Annotated in this window: 23 protein-coding genes; 14 read left to right on the forward strand and 9 right to left on the reverse strand. The window is 38.4% G+C overall.

Going from position 1 to position 25,182, the window contains the following annotated elements; genetic code table 11:
• Positions 1-123 precede the first annotated feature (123 nt).
• From EZL74_RS03020 to EZL74_RS03040, 5 genes are all read left to right on the forward strand, one after another.
• The gene (locus EZL74_RS03020; protein ID WP_131475110.1) at positions 124-2,922 is read left to right on the forward strand and encodes a TonB-dependent receptor; all 2,799 of its coding nucleotides are present in this window, start codon (positions 124-126) and stop codon (positions 2,920-2,922) included.
• 188 nt (positions 2,923-3,110) lie between these two features.
• Positions 3,111-4,295, forward strand: coding sequence for a hypothetical protein (locus EZL74_RS03025; RefSeq protein ID WP_131475111.1), 1,185 nt, complete (start codon positions 3,111-3,113; stop codon positions 4,293-4,295).
• Positions 4,296-4,405: 110 nt separating this feature from the next.
• The gene (locus EZL74_RS03030) at positions 4,406-4,720 is read left to right on the forward strand and encodes a T9SS type A sorting domain-containing protein (RefSeq protein ID WP_131475112.1); all 315 of its coding nucleotides are present in this window, start codon (positions 4,406-4,408) and stop codon (positions 4,718-4,720) included.
• A 105-nt stretch (positions 4,721-4,825) separates the two neighbouring features.
• Positions 4,826-5,824, forward strand: a complete 999-nt coding sequence (locus tag EZL74_RS03035; protein WP_131475113.1) for a T9SS type A sorting domain-containing protein — start codon at positions 4,826-4,828, stop codon at positions 5,822-5,824.
• A 77-nt stretch (positions 5,825-5,901) separates the two neighbouring features.
• Positions 5,902-6,882 carry a LuxE/PaaK family acyltransferase gene (locus tag EZL74_RS03040; protein ID WP_131475114.1) on the forward strand — a complete coding sequence of 327 codons (981 nt, stop codon included), beginning with the start codon at positions 5,902-5,904 and terminating at the stop codon, positions 6,880-6,882.
• A 176-nt stretch (positions 6,883-7,058) separates the two neighbouring features.
• Here EZL74_RS03040 and EZL74_RS03045 read toward each other — a convergent pair whose 3' ends face one another.
• The 3 genes from EZL74_RS03045 to EZL74_RS03055 all read right to left on the reverse strand — a co-directional run bounded on the left by EZL74_RS03045 (position 7,059) and on the right by EZL74_RS03055 (position 9,640).
• A complete protein-coding gene (locus tag EZL74_RS03045; protein ID WP_131475115.1) occupies positions 7,059-8,435 on the reverse strand; it encodes a saccharopine dehydrogenase family protein in 1,377 nt (458 codons plus the stop codon).
• 112 nt (positions 8,436-8,547) lie between these two features.
• Positions 8,548-8,871: a hypothetical protein gene (locus tag EZL74_RS03050; RefSeq protein ID WP_131475116.1), complete on the reverse strand. Its 324-nt coding sequence runs from the start codon at positions 8,869-8,871 to the stop codon at positions 8,548-8,550.
• Positions 8,872-8,881: 10 nt separating this feature from the next.
• Positions 8,882-9,640, reverse strand: a complete 759-nt coding sequence (locus tag EZL74_RS03055; protein ID WP_131475117.1) for a DUF3108 domain-containing protein — start codon at positions 9,638-9,640, stop codon at positions 8,882-8,884.
• A 126-nt stretch (positions 9,641-9,766) separates the two neighbouring features.
• Here EZL74_RS03055 and EZL74_RS03060 point away from each other — a divergent pair, with 126 nt between their 5' ends.
• Together EZL74_RS03060 and pckA are read left to right on the forward strand one after the other, a co-directional pair.
• On the forward strand, positions 9,767-10,153 hold the full coding sequence (locus EZL74_RS03060) for a DUF423 domain-containing protein (RefSeq protein ID WP_131475118.1): 387 nt from the start codon (positions 9,767-9,769) through the stop codon (positions 10,151-10,153).
• A gap of 81 nt (positions 10,154-10,234) precedes the next feature.
• Complete coding sequence (gene pckA / locus EZL74_RS03065; RefSeq protein WP_131475119.1) at positions 10,235-11,860, forward strand: phosphoenolpyruvate carboxykinase (ATP); 1,626 nt, start codon at positions 10,235-10,237, stop codon at positions 11,858-11,860.
• A gap of 73 nt (positions 11,861-11,933) precedes the next feature.
• On the opposite strand, the gene EZL74_RS03070 is transcribed toward pckA, so the two are convergent.
• On the reverse strand, positions 11,934-12,683 hold the full coding sequence (locus EZL74_RS03070; RefSeq protein ID WP_131475235.1) for a uroporphyrinogen-III synthase: 750 nt from the start codon (positions 12,681-12,683) through the stop codon (positions 11,934-11,936).
• Between the two features lie 10 nt (positions 12,684-12,693).
• Positions 12,694-13,368 carry a DUF4271 domain-containing protein gene (locus tag EZL74_RS03075; protein WP_131475120.1) on the reverse strand — a complete coding sequence of 225 codons (675 nt, stop codon included), beginning with the start codon at positions 13,366-13,368 and terminating at the stop codon, positions 12,694-12,696.
• Positions 13,369-13,474: 106 nt separating this feature from the next.
• Here EZL74_RS03075 and EZL74_RS03080 point away from each other — a divergent pair, with 106 nt between their 5' ends.
• Genes EZL74_RS03080 through EZL74_RS03090 form a run of 3 tightly spaced genes read left to right on the forward strand, consistent with a single transcriptional unit; the run spans position 13,475 to position 15,946 of the window.
• A complete protein-coding gene (locus EZL74_RS03080) occupies positions 13,475-14,200 on the forward strand; it encodes a polyprenol monophosphomannose synthase (protein WP_131475121.1) in 726 nt (241 codons plus the stop codon).
• A gap of 11 nt (positions 14,201-14,211) precedes the next feature.
• Positions 14,212-15,552, forward strand: a complete 1,341-nt coding sequence (locus EZL74_RS03085; protein ID WP_131475122.1) for a dihydroorotase — start codon at positions 14,212-14,214, stop codon at positions 15,550-15,552.
• Positions 15,553-15,562: 10 nt separating this feature from the next.
• Positions 15,563-15,946: a DUF4296 domain-containing protein gene (locus EZL74_RS03090; protein WP_131475123.1), complete on the forward strand. Its 384-nt coding sequence runs from the start codon at positions 15,563-15,565 to the stop codon at positions 15,944-15,946.
• On the opposite strand, the gene EZL74_RS03095 is transcribed toward EZL74_RS03090, so the two are convergent.
• Positions 15,918-16,946 (reverse strand): NAD-dependent epimerase/dehydratase family protein, encoded by a 1,029-nt coding sequence (locus EZL74_RS03095; RefSeq protein ID WP_131475124.1) that lies wholly within the window; start codon positions 16,944-16,946, stop codon positions 15,918-15,920. The genes EZL74_RS03090 and EZL74_RS03095 overlap by 29 nt on opposite strands.
• Positions 16,947-17,144: 198 nt before the next feature.
• Between EZL74_RS03095 and tyrS the strand changes: the two genes are divergently transcribed.
• A complete protein-coding gene (tyrS, locus tag EZL74_RS03100) occupies positions 17,145-18,440 on the forward strand; it encodes a tyrosine--tRNA ligase (protein WP_131475125.1) in 1,296 nt (431 codons plus the stop codon).
• Between the two features lie 175 nt (positions 18,441-18,615).
• A complete protein-coding gene (locus EZL74_RS03105) occupies positions 18,616-19,086 on the forward strand; it encodes an Lrp/AsnC family transcriptional regulator (RefSeq protein WP_131475126.1) in 471 nt (156 codons plus the stop codon).
• Here EZL74_RS03105 and EZL74_RS03110 read toward each other — a convergent pair whose 3' ends face one another.
• From EZL74_RS03110 to leuS, 3 genes are all read right to left on the reverse strand, one after another.
• A complete protein-coding gene (locus tag EZL74_RS03110; RefSeq protein WP_131475127.1) occupies positions 19,087-19,668 on the reverse strand; it encodes an NUMOD4 domain-containing protein in 582 nt (193 codons plus the stop codon).
• A gap of 165 nt (positions 19,669-19,833) precedes the next feature.
• Positions 19,834-20,529 (reverse strand): zinc metallopeptidase, encoded by a 696-nt coding sequence (locus tag EZL74_RS03115; RefSeq protein WP_131475128.1) that lies wholly within the window; start codon positions 20,527-20,529, stop codon positions 19,834-19,836.
• A 378-nt stretch (positions 20,530-20,907) separates the two neighbouring features.
• The gene (gene leuS / locus EZL74_RS03120; RefSeq protein ID WP_131475129.1) at positions 20,908-23,742 is read right to left on the reverse strand and encodes a leucine--tRNA ligase; all 2,835 of its coding nucleotides are present in this window, start codon (positions 23,740-23,742) and stop codon (positions 20,908-20,910) included.
• Between the two features lie 263 nt (positions 23,743-24,005).
• Between leuS and EZL74_RS03125 the strand changes: the two genes are divergently transcribed.
• Both EZL74_RS03125 and EZL74_RS03130 read left to right on the forward strand, forming a co-directional pair.
• A complete protein-coding gene (locus EZL74_RS03125) occupies positions 24,006-24,881 on the forward strand; it encodes a cell division protein FtsX (protein ID WP_131475130.1) in 876 nt (291 codons plus the stop codon).
• A 26-nt stretch (positions 24,882-24,907) separates the two neighbouring features.
• Positions 24,908-25,144, forward strand: coding sequence for a DUF3098 domain-containing protein (locus tag EZL74_RS03130; protein ID WP_131475131.1), 237 nt, complete (start codon positions 24,908-24,910; stop codon positions 25,142-25,144).
• Positions 25,145-25,182: the final 38 nt, after the last annotated feature.

Consider the following 25,182-nt stretch of genomic DNA (forward strand, 5'->3'; position numbering starts at 1 on the left):
GAGTTAACGGTAATTTAATATGTTAACAATTTGGTAATAGTTCTCAAACAAAAAGGTAATAATGGAATAACAAGACCTTTACACTGCGGTGGTTTCTTTGCACCAAAATTAAACAGCACACAAATGAAATTTAAATTAATTGTTATTTTTTTATTCCTGACGGTTATTAGTTTGGCACAAAGTAAAGGTACCGTTACCGGAATATTAACCGACAGAGAACTAAATAACGAACCACTACCGTTTGCCAATGTTCTTATAAAGGGAACATCAAGGGCAGTAGTTACCGATGAAACGGGGAAATACACTATAAGCATTGAACCGGGAACTTACACCATCCAATTCAGTTTTTTAGGATATGAAAACATTGAAGAAAAAATAGAGGTAAAAGCCGGAGAAACCCTTACCCTAAATAAAGCTTTAGGCTCGGGCAGTTATCAGTTACAAGATGTGGTCATTCAAAATACTACAAGTCGCGAAAAAGAAACGGCTTTGCTTTTGGAACAAAAGAAAGCAGTTGAAATCAAACAAAGTATAGGGGCACAGGAGATGTCAAGAAAAGGCGTTAGCGATGTAGAGGAAGGGCTGACCAAAATAACCGGAATTACTAAAGTAGGATCCCGAGGATTGTTTGTTCGCGGACTAGAAGACCGATACAACAATTTGTTAATCAACAATTTGGCGGTTCCTTCCAACAATCCGTTTAAGAAAATCATTCCGTTAGATTTGATTCCTACTGATGTGGTAAGCATCATTGAAACATATAAAACATTCAATCCTAACATTTATGGCGATTTTGCCGGAGCGACTTTCAACTTGGTAACTTTGACCAAACCAACCAAAAGCATTACCAAAGTAACTGTTGGAGCAGGTTATACCACCAATAACAATTTGAGCGATTTTTATACATCGCCCAACGTAAACACGACCAAAGGCTTTTTCGGATTTAGCGGCAGCGATCGCAATTTGCCTTCAGTTTTCGGTTCACAACCTTATCCTCCGGTTACCTTAAGTTCTTCGGGAGCCGTAAATAATTTCAAAAGCGGATTTGACATCGAAAAAAGCAAAAGTCCGTTAAACACTAGCCTTGGTTTTTTACATGCTGAAAAGTTCAATATAAAAGAGGCTAAATTCAGTTATTTGCTTTCACTGAATTTCGATAATTCATACACATTCAGAACAGGAGCAGACAGAACCTTACAAGCCGGAAACTCAATCGAATATTCGAATAATTTCCGCAAAACGACTTATGATTATAAAACCAACATCTCTTCTATCATTGGTTTAAATTACTCTACTGACCGATTGAATTTATCTTCTACTTTACTGTATTTAAAATCAACAGACAGCCAGATTCAAGATCAACTCGGGTATCAGAACAACCAAAAAGATGTTACGAATTATTTAATCAGAACCAATCAATTGGACGAGTCAGATTATTTAAATGGTCAATTATTTGGAGAATACCAGCTGACCTCCGACAAAAAACACAGTGTAAAAGCCGGAGGATCATTGGCCAAAACCGCATACAACCAACCGGACCGCAACTCCTACACCGGATCGCAGGTTTCTGAAACCGAAATCAATACCAGCTACGGAGGCAACAACTTCCTTAGACAGTATCTGGACATCAAAAGTAAATTGTTTTCCTCGGCATTTTTTGAATACAATTACCAATTTGGTAAAGACCACAAATTGTCTATTGGTTACAACGGCAACCACAATTTTACTGTTTCAAAATACCGTTTTATCCAAACCATCATTGACCCAAACAATACCGGCAGTACGAACTTTGTCATGAATCCGTTTGAAATTGACAGTCAGATTACAGCAGATTTGTTAGCTTACAAAATCGATTATCAAGAATCGAGTAACGCCAACTGGAAAGCTAAATTAGACGAAACCATCAATGCCGGATATGCTAATTTGTTTTATAAGTTCTCGGAGAAATTTGATATGAACGCCGGCATCCGTTTTGAAAATTATGACCGATTGACTAAGTACAAAGAAATAGGAAGCTGGGACCAGAAGTATAAAAAGAGAAAGTCAAGTGATTTGTATTTTCTACCATCGATAAACGTCCGATATGCACTCACTGACAAATCAAATCTTCGTTTTGCTTCTTCGTTGACCTACACCAAACCGGTTATTATGGAATCGTTCCCGATTTCATTAGTAAATCCTGATGGAACGGTTTTTCAAGGAAATCCATTTATAGAAAACAGCAAAAACATCAATGTCGATTTTAAATATGAGGTTTTCCCAACATCCAAAGAAATGTTAGCTGTCGGGGTATTTGGCAAGAGTATTGACAAACCCATCGAACGAACATTTGTAGCTAATCCGGGAACAACAATTTTATCATTTTTGAATTCAGACAAAGCCACTTTATATGGTGTAGAAGCAGAAGTTATTTTAGATTTAACCCGAATATCTGATGCTTTAAAAGATTTTTCATGGGGATTCAACACTTCAATCATGCAAACCAAAGTAACGGTTCCTTCTACTGTTATCAGTCCTTCTGGTGATTTGAGCCAAAGTATAGAAACTCATAAAACCCGTGAATTACAGGGTGCCTCCAAATGGTTGATTAACTCCGATTTGAAATACCAATTTGACATGAATAAAAACTGGTCAAATACTATATCGGCAGTTTATTCTGTTTTCGGCAAAAGAATTTACAGCGTGGGTACAGCCGGAATTGATCACATTTATGAATTACCGGTCAGCAAACTTGATTTGGTTTGGACGAGTAAAATTTCGGAGCATTTTGATTTAAAACTCTCAGCCGACAACATTTTGAATCCGTCAACTAAACTGGAAGTAGGCAAGAACAGCAAAGATACGTTCATCGAGAGCTCCCGAATCATTCAGGATTATAAAAAGGGTGTAGGGTTTTCATTCAGTTTAGGGTATACATTTTAATGAAACTAAAAAAAAGCAGCGGACACCGTTGCTTTTTTGTTAACATCAGGAATGGATTTACTTACTTTTTCTTTACACAAAGTTGAATTTTGAATAACCATTTAATGACGTTGAATTAACGCCCGAAAAAGGATTAAAAAAGATATTTGCTCAACAATATAACTAAGTACAACTTAAAACAAAAAACAATGAAAAAATTGATCTTAAGCTTAGCCATTCTAAGTAGTATTTTCACCGGATGTTCCAGCGACAATGAGAATGATACTGTTATCATTCCGCAAACAGGAGAAATCACCGGAGACATTACCGCAAACAAAACGTATGAGTATGGTAATTATACTTTAAAAGGAATTGTAAAAGTAAAAGCCGGAGTAACCCTTACCATTGAAGCCGGAAGCACAATTACCTGCGATAAAAATAATGGTGACAATGCCTTATTGGTAGAAAACGGTGGTAAATTAATCATCAACGGAACCGAATCTTCCCCAGTAGTATTTACCGAAGTTTCTAAAGTTCCCGGTTCATGGGGTGGTATCATAATGTATGGTGATGCTCCTGCAAAAGTGATGGGAGGCGGTACATCAGCTACTTCAGAAGACGGCATGTCAAAACAATACGGAGGAAGTAACCCAACCCATAATGGTGGTATTTTGAGATACGTAAGAGTAGAATACGCCGGTAAAAAATTGGCCGACGGAACTAAAGAATTAAATGGTTTTTCTTTCTACTCTGTAGGATCAGGAACCGTATTAGATCATTTAGTTTCATACAAAGGAGCTGATGACGGATTTGAATTTTACGGCGGGACAGTAAGTTTGACCAATGCTATTTCTTATGGAAATTATGACGATGCTTTTGACTGGCAAGATGGATGGCAAGGACAAAACAATTCTAACTGGTATGCTTATCAGGAAATTAAAGGGAATTTTGGCATTGAAATTGAAGCCTCCTCCAACAATAATGACTTTTTCCCGAAATTTACTAATGTTACTTTAAAAAGAGCCGCGGGCTGTACTCCTGAAGTTGCCGGTGATGTACAAGTAGATGCTATACAATTCAAGAAAAACGGTAACGGGGATTTCAACAATGTAGTGATTGACGGTTATGGTTCTTATCTTGAAGGTAGTACAACGTTTTTAGGAGCAGCAGTGAAAATTCAGGATGTTGATACTAATGTAAATCAAGTAAGCGGTGGAAAAATTAAACTGACTAATTTAAAAATCACTAACACTTCACAAGAAATTGCAGGAGCTACATCATCAATAGTTGTTTCTTTTCCTGACGGTAAATTTTCGACAAATACAAATGCTACCGGTGCTAATCTGACTACGGGAGCTTGGTCAACTGTAAACGGAACCAGTTTAATCCCTTAAGATTCAATCATAAAAAATATTAAATTAATCCCTCAATTACGTTTGAGGGATTTTTTTTGGTATAGTATTTGAATAAATTTTTATACATTTGTGGTAACCAAATATACCTCATGGCAAAAAAATACTTTTATATTACTTTCTTTTTATGTTTGTTTACTTTCTCGGGTTTTGCTCAGGAAGGAAAACAACAAGGGGGTGATGCATTAGGTTTTTATCCAAATCCCGTTAGCAATGGTAAAATATACATCACCTCAAAATCTAATTTGGACAAAGAAGTTACTATCTTTGATGTTTTAGGAAAAAAAGTATTGCAAACGACCGTTTCCACCAAAGAATTAAATATCGCTTCCATTCCACCGGGAGTATATGTCATCAAAATCACAGAAGGCGACGCTACTGCTACTAGGAAACTAATTGTTAGATAGTTAATCCTTTAACTTTTAACCTTTTTTTAATCGTTTTTTTACAATCTTTTTTTTCTGCTAAGAAAATTTGTGTTTATATTTGTAAGCTAATTAAATTTAAAAAAAATGAAAAAACTTTACACTTTATCATTGTCTCTCTTGACAATTTCCCTTTCACTAGCACAAGCTTCTGATCCTTTCATGGGGACAGGTTCTTTGAATGCAAACGGTTGGGTAACACACAGTGGTACTGCTGGTCAACAAACTATTACAGCAGGTTCGCTAACTTACTCTGGATTTACCACTCAAGGAAATAGAACTCAAATTATTGCCGGAAACTCTGAAGATGTAAATTTAGCATCGGCTACACCCCTAACCGGTAACGCATACTACTCCGCTTTAATTAATTTACCAAATGCAGATGGTTTAGCTCTTAACACGGATGCTGTTGGTAATTACTTTTTGATGTTTGGAACAACAGCTGGCGCCAGTGTAACTAACTTTTACGGAAGAATTTACATCAGAACCGGCTCAACTGCAGGAACATTCAATTTAGGTGTTTTGAACGGCCCTGGTGGAACAGCTGCTCCAACTTATTCAGCTATTGATTATGTTCCGGGAACTACTTACTTTGTTGTGGTTAAGTACGACAGAACCGCTAATTCTGCCAGTTTATTTGTTAACCCTGCTCTTGGAGGCAGCGAAGGAACCCCAACGGTAACCAATGCCACAGGAACAACTGTTCTTGGAGCAACCACAAACTTATTGAGTCTTGCCATAAGACAAGCTGGTAACGCTACTGCCGGAACTGGAAACATTGATATTGATGAAGTAAGAATGGGCGATTCATGGGCTTATGTTACTGCAGCTACTTTGAAAAACAATCAAAATTCTATTTCAGGATTAAAAATATACCCTAACCCGGTTACTAAAGGAACCTTGTTTATCGAAACATCAGCAAACGCCACTAAGTCAGTTGCCATTTATGATGTGTTAGGAAAACAAGTTTTAACTGCCTCTACAGTTGATAACGCTGTTAATGTTAGCTCATTAAACAGTGGTGTTTATGTAATCAAAATTACAGAAGAAGGTAAATCAGTTACCAGAAAATTAGTTGTTAACTAATCATTCTTTTTCATACTAAAAGCTCTAACGAAAGTTAGGGCTTTTTTATTTTTCATACTTTTGCCAAAAATTATTTTTTGCTGAATTCTCAAGACATATTCTCCATTTCCTCTCAAAAGCAGTTTGAAAAAATAGCGCTAAAGATTTTTCGTTATCAATATGAAAACAACAAAGTCTATCATACCTTTTGCAATTACTTTAATACCGACATACAAAAAGTAAAATCGTTAGATAAAATTCCGTTTTTGCCAATTCAGTTTTTCAAAAGTCACGATGTTGTTTCCAATACAAATCCGATTCAGGAAACATTTACCAGTAGTGGCACTACCGGAATGATTACCAGCAAACACCTAGTTACCGATATTAGTGTATACGAACAAAGTTACCGCTTGGCTTTTTCAGAGTTTTACGGAAATATAGAAGATTATACTGTTTTGGCTCTGCTCCCATCCTATCTGGAGCGTGAAGGTTCTTCATTAATCTATATGGTAAAAGATTTAGTTGAATCATCCAAAAACGAGCACAGCGGATTTTACCTCCACAATTATGACGAGCTCATTTCCAAACTTATCGATTTAGATAATTCGGGCCAAAATATAATTTTGATAGGAGTGACCTATGCCTTGTTGGATTTAATCGAGAAACAAAACTTCGCCCTAAAGAATACCATCATCATGGAGACCGGTGGAATGAAAGGAAAACGCAAAGAAATCATACGCGAAGAATTACACGATATGCTCTGCAAAGGTTTTGGCGTAAGCACCATCCATTCTGAGTACGGCATGACCGAACTGCTGTCACAAGCTTACTCGCTCGGGAACGGTATTTTTGAATGCCCCTCCTGGATGCAAATTCTTGTTCGAGACCCGGAAGATGCTCTGACTTATGTGGATTATGGTAAAACAGGAGGCGTTAATGTGATTGACTTAGCCAATATCAATTCTTGTTCCTTTATCGCAACACAAGATTTAGGCAAAAAATACGCGAATAATTCTTTTGAAATACTGGGACGCTTTGACAATTCTGATATCAGAGGCTGCAATCTGATGGTCATGTAGCATAACCTTTTGTAATCAAACAATACTATTAAACTTTACCGATAAAAATTTATGATTGTGGTTATAACTCAATTACAATTAAATTATATCTATATAAAGAAGCTCTAATATCTAAAAAATAAAAAACCCGAAATCACATGGTAATTTCGGGTTTTAAATATTTATAAAACAAACTATTAATTTCCCAATAGCTTATCCGGATTGTAGCCTACATAAGGCATTTCAGTTTCTTTGAAAATCACACCAAATTCTTCCAGCTCTTTTAATATGGGTTCATAGACTTCTTTGCGTATCGGCAATTGCACACCTGGTGTCTTGATGTTTCCGTTCAAAATTTGGAGTGTAGCCATAGCTACCGGCAAACCAACTGTTTTGGCCATAGCGGTATAGGTTTGATCATCGCCAATACAAACCATTTTAGAATCAATTTGCTTGCGTTCACTACCAATTTCATACCCGAATTTATGGTACATCACAATCATGTCTTTATCATTGGGTTGCAGTGTCCAACTGTCGTTCAAAATGCGCTCTAAGATTTGTGCCGGTGATGCATTTTTTAAACCAACAATTTTGTTAGGGTTAAACAAATCCAACTCCAAGAGTTTATCCCACATAATATCGTCTTGCTCAATTCCGAGCGCCAAACGCGTTTTAATTTCAACCGAGTCTGTTGGGTGGTAGGGCAAAAACGAATTAATAAAATCGCGGTAACTCATTGTTTCCGAATGCTCCATCACATAGGAATCATCTGTCATGCCGAGTTGCACAAACATATTCCACGCTTTAGAAAAACCCACCCTTCTGATGGTTCCTCTATACAAAGTCAAGACATCATCTAAACCGTAAACACTTCTGTATTTGAGTGAATCGCGATTGGCATATCCTTCAAATTTGCCATAACCCTCTACTTCCAAAAACTCAGTTCTGCGAAACAGTTTGTGATACGGTATGTATTTATATTTCCCTTCTTGTATGAACTTAGCGGCTCCACCTTGACCGGCCAAAACCACATTGCGTGGTGCCCAGGTAAACTTATAATTCCATAAATTATTGTCGCTTTCAGGAGCTACTAAACCTCCGCAAAACGATTCAAACAAAATCATTTTACCGCCTTTGGCCTCTATCTCGTGTATCACTTTCATGGCGCTCATATGGTCTATCCCCGGGTCAAGACCTATTTCATTCATAAAAACCAAACCGTTTGCTTTTACTTCGGCATCCAAACTTTGCATCGCATCAGAAACGTACGATGCGGTAACCATATTCTTTTTAAACGTTACACAATCTTTGGCTACCTCAATGTGCATGTGAGCCGGCAGCATCGATATAACAATGTCAGCTTTTTGGATTTCCGATTGACGTTGCTCAACATTATTGATATCTAAAGCAATAGCAGTGGCATTCGGGTGATTGTTTGTTTTTCGTTGTGCCAATTCCAGAGACAAATCACCAATAGTAAGGTGTAAATTTTCTGCTGTTGATTTGTTTAAAAGATACTGTATCAATGAAGATGCCGAACGACCGGCACCTATGATTAAAATATGTCTACTCACGATTAAAATTGTTTTTGCAGTCTTCGCGAATCTTCGCTTTAAGTGTTTGTTTGTTGTGTGGCAAATGTATGAAATAAACAAAAAAGCTCATCATTTCTGATGAGCTTTTAACCTATTCCAAACCTTCAAGTTCTTCCAATTCTTTTTTGGATTCTTTGTTGTTTTCAATTTTTTCTTTTTCAAAAGTTTGATCTTGGGCTACTTCGTCTTTTACTAAAAATGTTTTTCCCAGCACATAAACTGAACAAATAACACTGATGATCAGTAACCATTTTGGTATATTTTTTTGAGCCGCTTCAGATTTTCTGAGGACTAACAAACTAAAGACAATTGCTAATCCTATAGGCAAAAAAGCTAGTGTATCCATCGGCATTACCGAAAAAACGATTGCTAATACGGTAAAAACAACAGCCGGAATTAAAAACAATTTTCTCATAATTCTAAAATTAAATGCCGCTTGCTGAAGTTAAAGCTAATTGTCCGGTTCCTACAGGAATACTGAATTTGAGCAAGGCCGGAACCTTTTTGGCATCAGCTGTCAACCAAATCAGGTTTTTATCTTTTCCGCGTAAGGCGTCGGTTTTAGCACCGATGGATATTTTATAACATTCTTTTTTTCCCAAATTCCCGGCATTTACTGTTTCCTTACCCATATACTTGATGGTTACTGGAATTTGTTTTTCGTCAAAAACAATCATCAAGGTCTGAGTTTGTCCTTCTTTGAATTTACTAAAATCCATTGTTCTCACTTTGTAAAACATAGAAATGACATCTTGAGTTGTAGCCCCTATAGCAAATGTTCTGTGAGTCTCAGGTCGGTTTCTTTTTTTGGCAGTGCTGCTTACGCTATTATCTTTAAAAACGTACTTCTCCTTTTTGGTCCAGCCGCCTTCGTCTATGCTTCTTTTATACAAACTCGGCTTAAGGGTTAGCGGATTTACAAATGACTCATAAATATCTCTGATTTTGAAAAAAGAGTCCCATTTGCTGTAAGTAGATAATTCACAATTCAAATGCAGATAAGAATTTTTAGAGGTAGCCACTGTCTCCGTACTCATCGTTACCTGTGCTAATTGAGTCATCAAACCACTCATATTGTACGAACCGGAAAAAACAAATTTCTCACCTGATTTAATAGGCTGACCATTTACTATGGATAAGTTTACCGCCAAAACGGCACAAAGGAAAAAAAACACTTTCTTCATGTTGCTTATTTAATGGTGCAAATATAAAATATTTAAAACTGTTAAATTTCTAAAAGAAAACCCAAATTTTATTTCGGATGTGCATATAACGGATAAATTTGTGTTTTAGTATTGAAATCAAATACAATGGGAAAAAAAATAACAAGAATCGCTGCTTTGATTGGGATGACAGCAATAATATTAGGAGCATTTGGAGCTCATGCGTTGAAAAAACACTTGACGATTGAACAATTGGCAACTTTTGAGACGGGTGTAAAATACCAAATGTACCATGCGCTGTTTTTGCTATTCTTGGGATTGAATCAATCGATTACAGAAAAAACTAAAAAGCTGATTTTTCAACTGGTTCTTTTTGGAGTCCTTTTCTTTTCAGGCTCTATTTACCTATTGGCAACTAAAACAATAACCGGTATCGACTTCAAACCCATTGGCATCATCACACCTATCGGAGGTGCCTTACTAATAGCAGCTTGGGCGGTTTTATTCCTGAATTTAACTAAAAGAAAGGGATAATATTTTCAACAAAAAAATAGTTTCTTTAATTTAATTTTTAACTTTGTACCCTGATTTATAAAACAACACAAACTAATTTCTATGGAGAACTACGCTCAAATTACGAAATCGATTTCGTTAGAAAAATACGGAATCAAAAACGTTACCGAAATTATCTACAATCCTTCTTACGAAAAATTATACAGTGACGAATTAGACCCTAGTTTAGTTGGCTACGAAAAAGGACAACTTTCAGAATTGGGAGCCGTGAACGTAATGACTGGTGTTTTTACCGGAAGATCACCAAAAGACAAATACATCGTTAAGGATAGTGTTACCGAAAATACCATTTGGTGGACATCAGACAAAGCGGTAAATGACAACAAGCCCATCTCTCCGAATACTTGGGAAGCTTTAAAAGAAACTACAGTTGAACAACTTTCAGGCAAAAAATTATATGTGGTGGATGCTTTTTGCGGTGCCAACGAAAACACCCGTTTGAAAGTTCGTTTTATCATGGAAGTAGCTTGGCAAGCACATTTTGTGACCAACATGTTTATTCGTCCAACCGAAGCTGAACTGGAGAATTTTGGCGAACCTGATTTCATTGTAATGAATGGTTCAAAGACCTCTTTTAAAGACTACGCTGCTCACGGATTGAATTCTGACGTTTATATCGCTTTCAATCTTACTGAAAAAATGCAGTTAATCGGCGGTACTTGGTATGGTGGTGAAATGAAAAAAGGAATGTTCTCTATGATGAACTATTATTTGCCATTACAAGGAATTGCCTCTATGCACTGTTCAGCCAACAAAGGGAAAGATGGTGATGTAGCAGTCTTCTTCGGATTATCAGGAACCGGAAAAACTACCCTCTCAACCGACCCAAAACGCGAATTAATTGGAGACGATGAACACGGTTGGGATGATGAAGGGGTTTTCAATTTTGAAGGTGGTTGTTACGCTAAAACCATTGACTTAAGCAAAGAAAATGAACCGGATATCTACGCCGCCATCAAAAAAGATGCCTTGTTAGAAAATGTAACCGTAGCACCAGATGGCACTATTGATTTCAAAGATGGTTCAGTCACTCAAAACACAAGGGTTTCTTATCCGATTTATCACATTCAGAATATCGTTAAACCGGTTTCAAAAGCAGGCCATGCAAATAAAGTAATCTTCTTAACAGCCGATGCTTTTGGAGTGATGCCTCCTGTATCAAAACTAACTCCGGAACAGACTAAATACTATTTCTTATCAGGTTTCACGGCAAAATTAGCCGGAACAGAAAGAGGAGTAACACAGCCTGAGCCTACTTTTTCGGCTTGTTTCGGAAAAGCATTCTTGTCATTACATCCTACTAAATACGGGGAAGAATTGGTTAAGAAAATGGAGCAACACAATGCAACGGCTTACATGGTAAATACAGGCTGGAACGGTACCGGAAAACGAATCTCCATTAAAGATACCCGAGCCATTATTGACGCTATTTTAGATGGTTCAATTGAAAAAGCCGATACGAAAACAATTCCTGTTTTCAACTTAACAGTACCAACAGCGTTGCACAATGTGGATTCAGCTATTTTAGATCCGAGAGACACTTATGAAAATGCAGCCGATTGGAACGCTAAAGCAGAGGATTTAGCCTCACGCTTTATCAAAAATTTTGTTCAATATACAGACAATGCAGAAGGAGAAAGCTTAGTTAAAGCCGGTCCGCAGTTATAATAAACAAAACCTAACCAAAGAAAAAAGCCATTCAAAAATTTGAATGGCTTTTTTTATTTCGTTTTATACTAAATTATTTTCCTTTATTGGCATCAGCTATGTATTTCTCCAGAGCCATGGTCATAGAAGGGGTTTCAGGAGTTGGTGCCAGTATATCAATTCTTAAACCGTGTTCCAAAGCCTCTTTTTGAGTAGTACTGCCAAATACCGCAATACGCGTGTTGTTTTGTTTAAAATCAGGGAAATTCTTGAACAATGACTTGATTCCTGTTGGACTGAAAAATGCTAAAACGTCATAATACACATCAGCCAAATCAGACAAATCACTCATTACTGTTTTGTAGAACGTAGCCTGTGTCCAATCAACTTTAAGGTTATTCAGAGTTTGTGGCACATCATAATTCAATTGATCTGATGCCGGTAGTAAAAATTTCTCTTCTTTATATTTTTTGATAAGTGGTGACAAATCAACAAAGTCTTTCTGACCTACATAAATTTTACGTTTTCTGTAAACCACGTACTTCTGCAAGTAAAAAGCTATGGCTTCAGACTGACAAAAATATTTCAAATCTTCCGGAACTTTATAGCGCATTTCTTCCGCTACTCTGAAAAAATGATCGACAGAGTTTCTACTGGTTAGGATGATGGCTGTGAAATTGTTCAGGTCAATTTTTTGAGCCCTTACGTCTTTTGCACTTACGCCTTCAACATGTATAAATGAGCGGAAATCAATTTTTACCTTATGCTTTTGTTGTAACTCAAAGTAAGGTGAATTTTCTACTTTTGGTTCTGGTTGTGACACCAAAATTGTTTTCACTTTCAAATTTGACATTTTAATGTGCTAAATTTTTTGTAATCAAATAATATATAAAATAGTATGGCGCTATTTCAAGTGCGCAAAGATACAAAATAAAATAAAACAACTTGCTGAGGAATAAGTTTTGATAAATCTTCAACGAAATCAGATAAGTAAATAAGTTAATTGCTAAAACAACAAAAATTACGCAATAAATTAAAACATTTGATGAAGAATTATTGTAAAACAAATACACGTTTACCGGAAGAAGTAACAGCCCTATAAACGTTCGGTAGCTTACTTTTTGCAAATTGAATTGCTCCGTGAATTCTTCAATATTAAAAGTAGCTGCTATGATTTTCTCTATCAGGTATTTTGACAAAACAAAAATGCCGAAAAAAGTAAAAATCCTAAGAAAAAGCACCCAGTCGGTTTTAGAAACATACCCAAAATGACTCAACACCAACTGTATAAAAAAAGAAAATGACAACACCTGAACAATAAAGAGCAATATTGTAAAACCGCTCATCAGGTGAGAGGTATCCTTGTACACCTTGATGTATTTATCCGAAACTAGTATCCGAAGAAAATCATTGAAACGCGTTTCAAAAGCGGTTTTTGTAATGGCTATTAAAACAAACGACAGGATAAACAAATAAGTAGCCCAATCTTTAGGCTCTAAAACTCTCGGCTGTAAAACGGTTTCTATCATAATCCCGACAAAATTACTAATTTTTTATTTGTTAAATTATTATATAATTATTAAGACAGACGAGTAATAAAAAGTTTATTTTTGCATCGAAGATTGATCCTATTTTATGAGCGACGGCATAGTAATTATTCCTACCTACAACGAAATTGAAAATATAGAAAGCATTATTCGTGCTGTCTTTTCTTTACCAAAATCATTTCACATTCTGATTGTTGATGATAATTCTCCGGATAAAACTTCGGAAAAAGTCATCGAACTCCAAAACGAATTTGAAGGCCGATTGTTTTTATCAGTAAGGAAAAAAAAATCGGGTTTAGGTACCGCCTATGTGCACGGATTCAAATGGGCGTTGAAGTACCAATACGAATACATTTTTGAAATGGATGCCGACTTCTCACACAATCCCAACGACTTAGAACGACTTTACGATTGTTGTGTTAAAAACGGAGCCGACTTAGCTATAGGATCGCGTTATGTGACCGGAGTTAATGTGGTCAATTGGCCTTTGAGCAGAGTACTGCTCTCCTATTTTGCTTCGGTTTATGTACGAATGATTACCGGAATGAAAATCATGGATGCAACAGCCGGATTCATATGCTACCATCGTGAAGTTTTAGAAAAAATCAATCTGGACCGGATAAAATTCATCGGATATGCGTTTCAGATTGAAATGAAATACAGGGCTTTCGCCAAAAATTTCAACATACAGGAAGTCCCGGTAATTTTTACCGACAGAACCAAAGGACAATCCAAAATGAGCGGAGCCATTATAAAAGAAGCCGTTTTTGGAGTTATTCTACTACGAATCAGAAAGTTATTCAATCAATTATAAAAAACAAAAAGATGAATACCGTTTTAATTAAGAATGCCAAGATAGTAAACGAAGGAAAAATTGTTGAAGGTGATGTTTTGATTGAAAACGAATTCATAATCGAAATAGCCCAAAACATCCATCCGAAACAACCCAATTGTCAAATTATTGATGCCGAAGGAAATTATCTAATTCCCGGAGCTATTGACGATCAGGTACACTTTCGCGAACCCGGATTAACACATAAAGGCAGTATTGCAACCGAAAGCAGGGCAGCCGTAGCCGGCGGCATCACTTCTTTTATTGAGCAACCCAACACCGTTCCGAATGCGGTGACCCAAGAACTGTTAGAAGAAAAATATCAAATAGCAGCCAAAACTTCTTACGCCAATTATTCCTTCATGATGGGAGGTACCAATGATAATTTAGAAGAAGTTCTGAAAACCAATCCCAGAAACGTAGCCGGAATTAAATTGTTTTTAGGCTCCTCAACCGGTAATATGTTGGTTGATAATCCGGAGACTTTAGAAAAAATATTCTCTTCTACCAAAATGCTCATTGCAGTACATTGCGAGGATGAGGCTACCATCAGAACCAATCTGGAAAAATTCAAAACGCAATTTGGGGAAGATATTCCGGTAGCGTGCCATCCTGCTATTCGAAGTGAGGAAGCCTGCTATTTATCTTCTTCTAAAGCAATTGCATTAGCAAAAAAAACCGGTGCCCGACTTCACGTATTCCATCTTTCAACGACCAAGGAAATGGAGTTGTTTACCAATACCATTCCGCTGGAAGAAAAACAAATCACGGCCGAAGTATGCATCCACCATCTTTGGTTTTCTGACGAAGATTATAACACTAAAGGCAATTTCATTAAGTGGAACCCGGCAGTAAAAACAGCCAACGACCGCAGTGCTCTTTGGGAAGCGCTACTCGATGACCGTATTGACGTAATTGCCACCGACCATGCCCCGCATACGCTGGAAGAAAAACAACAATCATATTTAAAAGCACCTTCGGGGGGACCATTGGTACAACATGCGGTAGTTGCTATGTTTGAAGCCAACCATCAGGGTAAAATTTCTATCGAAAAAATAGTCGAAAAGATGTGCCACAACCCGGCCAAGATTTTCAAAATTGAAAAACGCGGGTTTATTAAAGAAGGTTTTTATGCTGATTTGGCCATTGTCAACAATGCCTCGCCATGGAAAGTAACCAAGGACAACTTACTGTACAAATGCGGTTGGTCGCCATTTGAAGACTATACCTTTAAATCGAAGGTTACCCATACATTTGTAAATGGTGAACTGGTATATCAAAATTCTGAAGTAAAAGAAACTCCGGTTGGAAAACGCCTGCTTTTTAACCGCTAAAAAATAAAACATGAAAAGTTATAGTGCTGTACTGATTAGTTTGCTGTTCTTTTTTCTAGGGTGCAGTAACAGAATGGAAAAACCCAAAAACCTCATAGATAAGGACAAAATGGTAGACATTCTGTATGATTTGTCTTTGCTGGAAGCCATAAAAGCACAAAATATCGGCGGGGGAATTAACACAAAAAAAGCTAACGAGTACATCTATAAAAAGTACAAAATCGATAGTGTTCAGCTAGCGCAAAGCAATAAGTATTATGCCTCTGACGTTGATGAATACAAAAAGATATTTGTAAAAGTTAAAGCAAAACTAGACGAACAAAACAAAAAGCTGGGCAACAGTGTAAATGGTGAAATTTCGCCAACTAATCCTGATATTCCACAAGTTCAGTAACTGGCTTTTTGCTCAAACGCACTACTTCCTCTATAACTGAATCCATGCTTTGGAATTCGTAGTTGAGTTGTCTTTTTATTTTCTCATTAGAAATAAAATCAGCTGAAGTTAACGCAAGAGCGCTGTATTTTGAAAGCCTTCTTTTGGTTTTAAAAAATGTAGAACAAAACCAATCCCAACGCCAGGCTAATGATAACATCCAAGGTTTAGCTTCTATCGTTGGCTTTTTAGCTTGTACTTTATCGGCTATGTTGAAAATGACATCTTGAAAACTCAGATTTTCAGCCACAACTATATACCGCTCCCCCGATTCGTAGATGCGTAACAATTGAATCATTATTTTTACCAAATCATCAACGCCAACGTAACCAGTTGTGCCTTTGGTATAAAACGGAAATCCTTTTTTTACGGAAGAAAAAAATAAACTGCTTCCTTCTTTCCAGAAACCGGGTCCGAAAACAATTCCCGGATTTACAATAACCACGTCCAACCCTTCTTCACGACCGCGCCAAATTTCCATTTCTGCGCCGTATTTTGATAGGGCATAATCGCTGTGGGGGGCTTCAGGATTCCACTCGGTTTCTTCTGTAATTTGTTTTTCATGACCGGCCAAATCGCCTAATGCCGCTATAGAACTAACGTGACACAACCTGAAAACACTATAATCTAAACAAAGATTTACAATATTGGCCGTACCCTCAATATTTACTTTGCGCAACAGTTTTTCATCTTTGGGATCATACGATATCAGGGCCGCACAGTGGTAAACAAAATAAACGCCTTCAAACGCTCTTTCGAGCGATGAAACATCGGTTATGTCGGCCTGAACCCATTCGATTTTGCGAAACAAATGGTATTTATCATAAAGCGAAAAAAGCTTCATGGTGTATTCAATACGATAAGCTTGTCTGTAAATGGCCCGGACTCTATTTTCTTTTTCTGCCAAATGCAACAGCAAATGAGCTCCGACTAAACCTGTACCACCTGTTACTAATATCATAGCGCAAAATTACAAATTAGGAATTAGGAATCAGGAATTATTTTGGGCTTACCAACCCGCGGAAAGATTTTCTGTTAGCCCTGATTGCAGCAGCTACCGTGTAGCGCGAAAAGCAGGAACACGGACCGCCGATAAATCCCGAACCTTTCGCTCCTAAATAATCAATTCTGATTATATTTGCGCAAATTTGATTACATCATGAGAAATTTAGTAGCAGAATTGCAATGGCGTGGCTTGGTTCACGATATAATGCCCGGAACGGAGGAGCAACTTTTAAAGGAAATGACCACGACGTATATTGGGTTTGATCCTACAAGCGATTCGTTGCACATTGGGAGTTTGGTGCCGATTATTCTGTTGGTACACTTGGAGCGTTTTGGACACAAACCCATTGCTTTAGTAGGTGGAGCTACGGGTATGATTGGTGATCCTTCGGGAAAATCAGACGAGCGAAACCTTTTGGACGAAGCTACTCTGGAGAAAAATGTGACCGGAATTAAAGCTGTGCTCTCCCGCTTTTTAGATTTTAATTCTACTGCGGCCAATGCGCCTGTTTTGGTGAACAATTACGATTGGATGAAAGACTTTTCCTTTATCAATTTTGCCCGCGATGTGGGGAAAAGAATTACCGTAAACTACATGATGGCCAAAGATTCGGTGAAGAAGCGTTTGAGTGGCGAAAGCGGCGAAGGGATGAGTTTTACCGAGTTTACCTATCAATTGATTCAGGGATATGACTTCCATCATTTGTACAAAACGCACAACTGCTTGTTGCAAATGGGTGGCAGCGACCAATGGGGAAATATCACTACCGGAACCGAGTTGGTGCGCAGAATGAATGGGGAAGGCGCCAAAGCTTACGCGATGACCTGTCCGTTAATTACGAAGGCCGATGGTTCTAAATTCGGAAAATCCGAAGGCGGGAATGTTTGGTTGACTGCCGATAAAACTTCAGTATATAAATTCTACCAATTTTGGTTGAATACGACCGATATTGATGCCGAAAAATACATTAAGATTTTTACTTTTTTAGATAAAGATACTGTTGAGACTTTAATTGCTGAGCATCATACGGCACCACATTTGCGTGTATTGCAAAAACGTTTGGCGGAAGAAGTTACCGTTTTTGTTCACGGAAGAGAAGAGTTTGAAAAAGCGGTATTCGCTTCGGGAGCATTCTTCAGTCCAACAATGGATGATTTGAAAAAGTTAGATACCAAAACATTCTTAGAGGTTTTTGAAGGCGTGCCTCAGGCCGAAGTAGCCAAAGCGGAGATTGCTGCCGGTATGGACATGATAGCTGCACTTGCAGCCAAAACCGGTTTCTTAGCTTCGAACAGTGAAGCCAGAAGAGAATTGCAGCAAAACGCTATTTCACTCAACAAAGAAAAAGTGTCTGCGGAATACACAATTACTGGAAAAGACTTGATTAACGGTCAGTTTTTGATGCTGCAAAAAGGGAGAAGGAATTACTACTTGATAAAAGTGATATAACCAGAAGGAGTCGAAAGACTCCTTTTTTATTGCTTATCCGTTTGTCTTGACATTGTTGGTGTGTTGGCGCAGTAACTTCTATTTACAATTGATTACCTGAACCAAATGAAGAGTAATTTCAATATTGTTTATAAATAGCAACTAAATTGTTATTTTTACTTTCAAATTACTCTTTATGAAAATAAATCAACTACAAATAGAAATTGACGGCATCGACAAAGAAATTCTGCGCGACCTAATGGAAGATGCCCGCAAACCCATTCTTCAAATTGCCAACAAAATAGGAATTTCGGGAGCAGCCATTCACCAGCGCTTGCGCAAACTGGAAGAGGCAGGAGTCATTTCGGGTTCCAAATTTGTGATTGACAACAAAGTGTTGGGCTATAAAACCATGGCCTTTATTGGCATTTATCTGGATAAAGCTTCGAGCAATTCAGACGTTGTACGCGAACTCAAAAAGATACCCGAAGTATTGGAATGTCATTACACCACCGGAAACTGGAGTATCCTAATTAAAATCATCTGTCGCGATAACGAGCACCTGATGCAGCTGCTCAACAAAAAAATACAGCCCATAGAGGGAGTATCGCGCACTGAGACGTTTATCTCCCTCGAGCAACAATTAGAACGACAAATTCAGCTCTAACTATACTTTTATGTGTCCCCAATTTTCGCCTCGCTTGATGCGATGAACCTGCATTTCACTGATACCGAATTGTTTGGCTATCATTTTTATACGGGTTTTTCTGTTGGGGTCATTGAGCATCTTTTTCAAACGAATTACACTGGTGCTGGTCAATTTTCGACCGTCAGCCTTGATGTTATGTTCTATCAGTTTACGTCTGGATTCAATGACATGCGGACTTTTCTTTCTGTGCGCAATTGCTTCTTCATAGGTTACCCAACGCAGGTTTTCAACGGCGTCGTTATCGCGTACATAATCCAAATGAATCACGCAAGTTTGGTCTTCTGAAGTCTTGGGAATAAAATATTCGGCTACCATTTTATAAACAAAATGAGTAGTATAAACATATTTACCTTTCTCATTCTTTCTTCTGTAACGGAATACCTTGTATCCGTCAGACATTGAACCTCCTAAAAGATTTCCGTCTCTGAACTCGTGGGTAAAACTAATCAGTCTTCCTCTGTTGGAAACTGCGTACCTATATTTCATAGATACTTTTGTCTCGATTTCTCGAAACACTTCATTAGGATAAAGTCTTATCATTATTGTGGTATTTATGATGTTCGAATCTACAAAAAAATCTTTAGAAACCCCCATTTTTAGAGGGCTTTAACGACTTCTTATGAATATAGCGCGAAAAGGTTTACTAAAGCATTACCAATACCCATAAACCATAAAAAATCCGCTACAAGAGCGGAAATTTTATAACTATCTTCTGTCGCCAAAAACCTGCATCGCCCAGTACAACAATGAAGCCAAAGCACCGATGGCAGCTACCACATATGTTCTGGCGGCCCATTTCAAAGCATCTTCGGCACCGGCGTATTCCTGCTGGCTCAACATATTTTTATTTTTTAACCAAGCTAACGCACGATTACTTGCATCATACTCAACCGGCAAAGTAATGAAACTGAAAGCGGTGGCCACTGCCATAAGAATCAATCCGGCCACGGCTACATAAAATCCGAACCCGATGTGAGCGGCAGCACCAAGAATTAACCCTCCTATGATTAACCACTGTGATAATGTTGACGAAACGTTTACAATAGGTACCAATTGCGAACGCAACTGCAACATGCTATAAGCCTGAGCATGCTGAACAGCATGACCGCATTCGTGAGCGGCTACCGCAGCAGCAGCGGCATTTCTTTGGTTGTACACGGCTTCGCTGAGATTAACTGTTTTGTCAGTAGGATTGTAATGATCAGTCAGTTGACCTTCTACCGAGATGACCTTAACGTCGTAAATTCCGTTATCATGCAACATTTGAGTAGCGATTTCTGCACCACTCATCCCGTTGCGCAGGTGAATGCGCGAATATTCTTCAAACTTGCTTTTTAATTTAGAACTCACTGCAAAACTTACCAAGGCAATGAGTCCGATGAGTAAATAGTATCCTAACATGATTTATAGGTTTTAGTTTTTTATTGTCATTCATCTCCATCAAATGGTGAGCCAAACTGATTCTAATGACAGCCTGTCACTCGACAGCATCATTATTATCATAAATATCCTATTCTATACTGTTAGAATACTAATTATTACAATTTATAATTTCCCGGTAAAAATTGTATTTGCTTTGAGCCGATTAGAAGAACGCTGTGTTTTAGGTTTCCAAGAGCAAGTTTGAGGTTCAAGACCCCAAATTTTAGGTCCGAGACCGAAAGTTTTAGGCTCAGGACCGGAAATTTTAGGTTCAAGACCTAAAGTTTGGGGTTATTTGACATAAAAAATCCCAAATTCAATAGAATTTGGGATTCATATTTTATATCCGGTTTTTGATTATCCTACCAGATTAATCACTTTCCCGGGAACAATGATCACTTTGTTTGGTGTTCTACCGTCAAGTTGTTTGATGGTTCGTTCATCTGCCAACACAATTTCCTGTATCTGAGCTACGGTCAAATCGAGAGGCAATTTGATGGTGAAACGCATTTTTCCGTTGAACGAAACCGGGTATTCTTTTTCCGATTCTACTAAGTATTTTTCTTCATAGACCGGGAAAGCCACTGTTGAAATTGAGCCTTGGCACCCTAATTGTTCCCAAAGTTCCTCAGCAATATGAGGAGCATAAGGTGAAATCAGAACGGCTAATGGCTCCAGTATTTTTCGGTGGTTGCATTTCATCGAAGCCAATTCGTTAACACAAATCATGAATTGCGACACCGAAGTATTGAACGAAAAATTCTCGATATCCTCGGTTACTTTTTTGATGGTTTTGTGCAAGGTTTTGTACATGTCTGCCGAAGGTTCCTCATTGGTAACCACCAACCCGTTGTCATCAAAATACAGTCGCCACAACTTTTTCAAAAAGCCCGATACTCCGGTGATTCCGGCAGTATTCCATGGTTTGGCCTGCTCTAACGGACCTAAGAACATTTCGTATAAACGCAAGGTATCGGCACCATAATCGTTGCAGATGTCATCAGGATTAACAACATTGTATTTGGATTTCGACATTTTTTCTACTTCACGACCAACTATGTATTTACCGTTTTCCAAAATGAATTCGGCATCTTTATAATCAGCATATAACGGATGCTTTTTGAAAGCTTCTATGTCTAATTCGTTGGTGATATCGTTGATAACGACAAGGTCAACATGAATTGGATGAACATTAACTCCGCTTATCAATCCTTTTGAATATAATTTCTTTGAATCTTCACTTCTGTACACAAAAGCACTCATCCCCAGAATCATCCCCTGGTTAATCAGTTTTTTGAACGGTTCTTCGGTTGGAGCGTAACCTTTGTCTTTTAAAAATTTATTCCAAAAACGTGAGTATAACAAGTGTCCGGTAGCATGTTCGCTTCCGCCTATGTATAAATCTACATTTTCCCAATACTTTAAGGCATCGGCTGAGGCAAACTCGGCGTCGTTGTGTGCATCCATATAACGCATCCAGTACCATGAGCTTCCGGCCCACCCCGGCATGGTATTTAATTCTAACGGAAATACCGTTTCATTATCTATTGCATCATTGCTGACCACCTTATTTTCAATAGTTGACCACGCCCACTCGGTAGCATTGCCTAGTGGCGGTTGTCCGTCTTCGGTAGGTAAATATTTCTCTACTTCCGGCAGTCGGACAGGCAGGTATTGAGCGTCTATCATTTGCGGCAGACCGTTTACATAATACACCGGGAACGGTTCGCCCCAGTAGCGTTGACGGGAGAACACCGCATCGCGCAGACGGTAATTGGTTTTGCCTTTTCCTTGATGGATTCTTTCTAATTCTGCGATGATTTTTTGGGTAGCTTCTTTGTAACCCAAACCGTTTAAGAAATCGGAATTGACCAATTCAAATCCTTCTTTGGCGGCAAAAGCCCCTTGTGAAATATCCTGATTGAAAATGTTTATAATTTCGGGCATGCCGTTTTGTCCTTTGAAGAAATTGGCAAACGCATAATCTCTTTCATCACCACAAGGCACGGCCATCACCGCACCGGTTCCGTATCCGGCCAACACATAATCGCCTATCCAAACCGGAATAGGATCATGAGTAAATGGGTGCTCGGCGTACGCTCCGGTGAAAACACCTGAGATGGTTTTGACATCGGCCATACGTTCTCTTTCGGAACGTTTTGCGGTAGCTTCTATATAGGCTTCAACCGCTTCTTTTTGTTCGGGAGTCGTGATTTGGGCAACCAATTCGTGCTCGGGCGCTAAGGTCATAAACGTTACTCCAAATATAGTATCGGGTCTAGTGGTGAAAACCGAAATAGTGCCCTCTCCATTTTTGAGTCTGAAATCTACTGATGCGCCTACCGATTTCCCGATCCAGTTTCTTTGTGATTCTTTGATGGACTCGCTCCAGTCGATGGTTTCCAATCCTTGCAACAAACGTTCGGCATAGGCGGAAATACGCATCGACCATTGGGTCATTTTTTTGCGAATCACAGGATGACCACCACGTTCCGAAACTCCGTTTACAATTTCGTCGTTGGCCAAGACCGTTCCCAATGCCGGACACCAGTTGACCTCGGTTTCAGCCAGGTAAGTAAGGCGGTATTTTAAAAGGATTTCTTGTTTCTTTTCGTCGGAATAGGAGTTCCAGTCTGACGGAAAAAAGATTTCGGTATCTTCATCACAAACGGCGTGTATGGTAGCATTACCGGCTTTTTCAAAAATGGCAATCAACTCGGAGATGTCTTCGGCTTTATCGGTTGCCAAATTGTACCACGAATTGAACAGTTGAATGAAAATCCACTGCGTGTGTTTGTAATACTCGGGATTGGAAGTGCGTACTTCTCGGCTCCAATCGAAAGAGAAGCCTATTTTGTCTAACTGCTCACGGTAGCGGGCAATGTTTTCGCGGGTGGTTTTCTCGGGGTGTTGCCCGGTTTGGATAGCGTATTGCTCGGCCGGTAACCCGAAAGAATCGTATCCTTGCGGATGCAGAACATTAAACCCTTTGTGACGTTTGAAGCGCGCCACAATATCGGAAGCGATGTAGCCCAGCGGATGCCCTACATGCAAGCCTGCTCCCGAAGGATAAGGAAACATGTCGAGTACATAGTACTTGGGTTTATCTGAGTTATTACTGGCGGCAAAGGTTTGGTTTTGTGCCCAATACTGTTGCCATTTGGCTTCGATTTTTTCGTGATGGTATTTCATATTTTTACAGTAACCCTGTCAGGGTTTTGAACCCTGACAGGGTTGATAATATTTAATCAATTCGTTTGTTTTTTAGCCCCGATTGGAGAGGTTACCGTGTAACCCGGAAAGCGGGAAAATGGTTTGCTGAAACTGCCCGAACCACTCGCTTCCAAAAAAAATTACGGGCAAATTTACGTTTATTATAATAAAGTTAAAAGTTTGTACGTTATAAAGGAGAAAAACAATTTTCTTTATTATTTTTACGGCTTAAATCACTGTTTATGTCAGACTCATTTGAAAAGTTTCAGAAGCGCAGAGTAATTACCTCTTATTTTTCGGTAGTGTTGAGTATCTTTTTGGTGTTGTTTTTATTGGGGATTTTGGGACTTTTTGTCATCAATTCCAAGCGATTATCCGACAATTTTAAAGAAGAAATCGTAATGACAGTGTTCTTTAAAAACGAAGCGACCGACTCGGCCACAACTGCCTTCAGCAGTGAGTTGAAAACGGCGAAGTTTGCCAAATCTTTTGAATATGTTTCGAAAGAAAAAGCGGCAGCACAGCACAAAAAAGTAATTGGCGAGGATTTTATGCAGTTTTTAGGGGTGAATCCGTTGCAGAATTCGTTTGACATTCACCTGAAAGCCGATTATGTGAACAACGCGGAAATTGCCAAAATAGAAAACCGCTTGCGTAAAAATGAGATGATTGCGGATATTGTATACGACAAACAACTGGTAACCTTAGTCAACGATAACATTAAAAACATCAGTATGTGGATTTTGATTGTAAGTTGTGTGTTTGCTTTAGTTTCGGTGTTGCTCATCAACAGTTCGCTGCGCTTATCGATATACTCCAACCGCTTTATCATCAAAACCATGCAGATGGTAGGTGCCACCAAATCGTTCATCCGAAAACCATTCATCAAAACCAATGTGATTCTCGGATTTATTGGTGCGGTGTTGGCCATTTTGGCGTTGATTGGGGTATTGATTTACATACAAAGTGCTTTCCCGAATTTGGGCATCATGGAAAATCAACTGGCCATAACTGCCGTGCTTTTGGGCGTTTTGGTTTTGGGTATAGTAATTACATTCATCAGTACTTATTTTGCAACGCAACGCTTTTTGAATTTGAGAACAGATGATTTGTACTAAAAAGATATAATAGACTGATAGACATTATGAAAGATAACGAGCAAAAACCGGATTTCCTTTTTGATAAGGTAAACTACAAAATATTACTGATTGGGATTGTCGTAATCGGCATTGGTTTTATCCTGATGAGTGGCGGAGGCAGCAACGACCCGAAAGTTTGGAATGATGCTGTATTCAATTTCCAAAGAATTCGCTTAGCTCCGACCGTAGTTTTGATTGGGTTCGGGATTACCATTTATTCTATTTTCAAAAAAAGCAAATAGTCGCATTGATTTTTAGATTATTGGATGGTCAGACTGTT

Origin of the sequence: Flavobacterium silvisoli (genome assembly GCF_004329815.1) — a bacterium.
Classification (GTDB): domain Bacteria; phylum Bacteroidota; class Bacteroidia; order Flavobacteriales; family Flavobacteriaceae; genus Flavobacterium; species Flavobacterium silvisoli.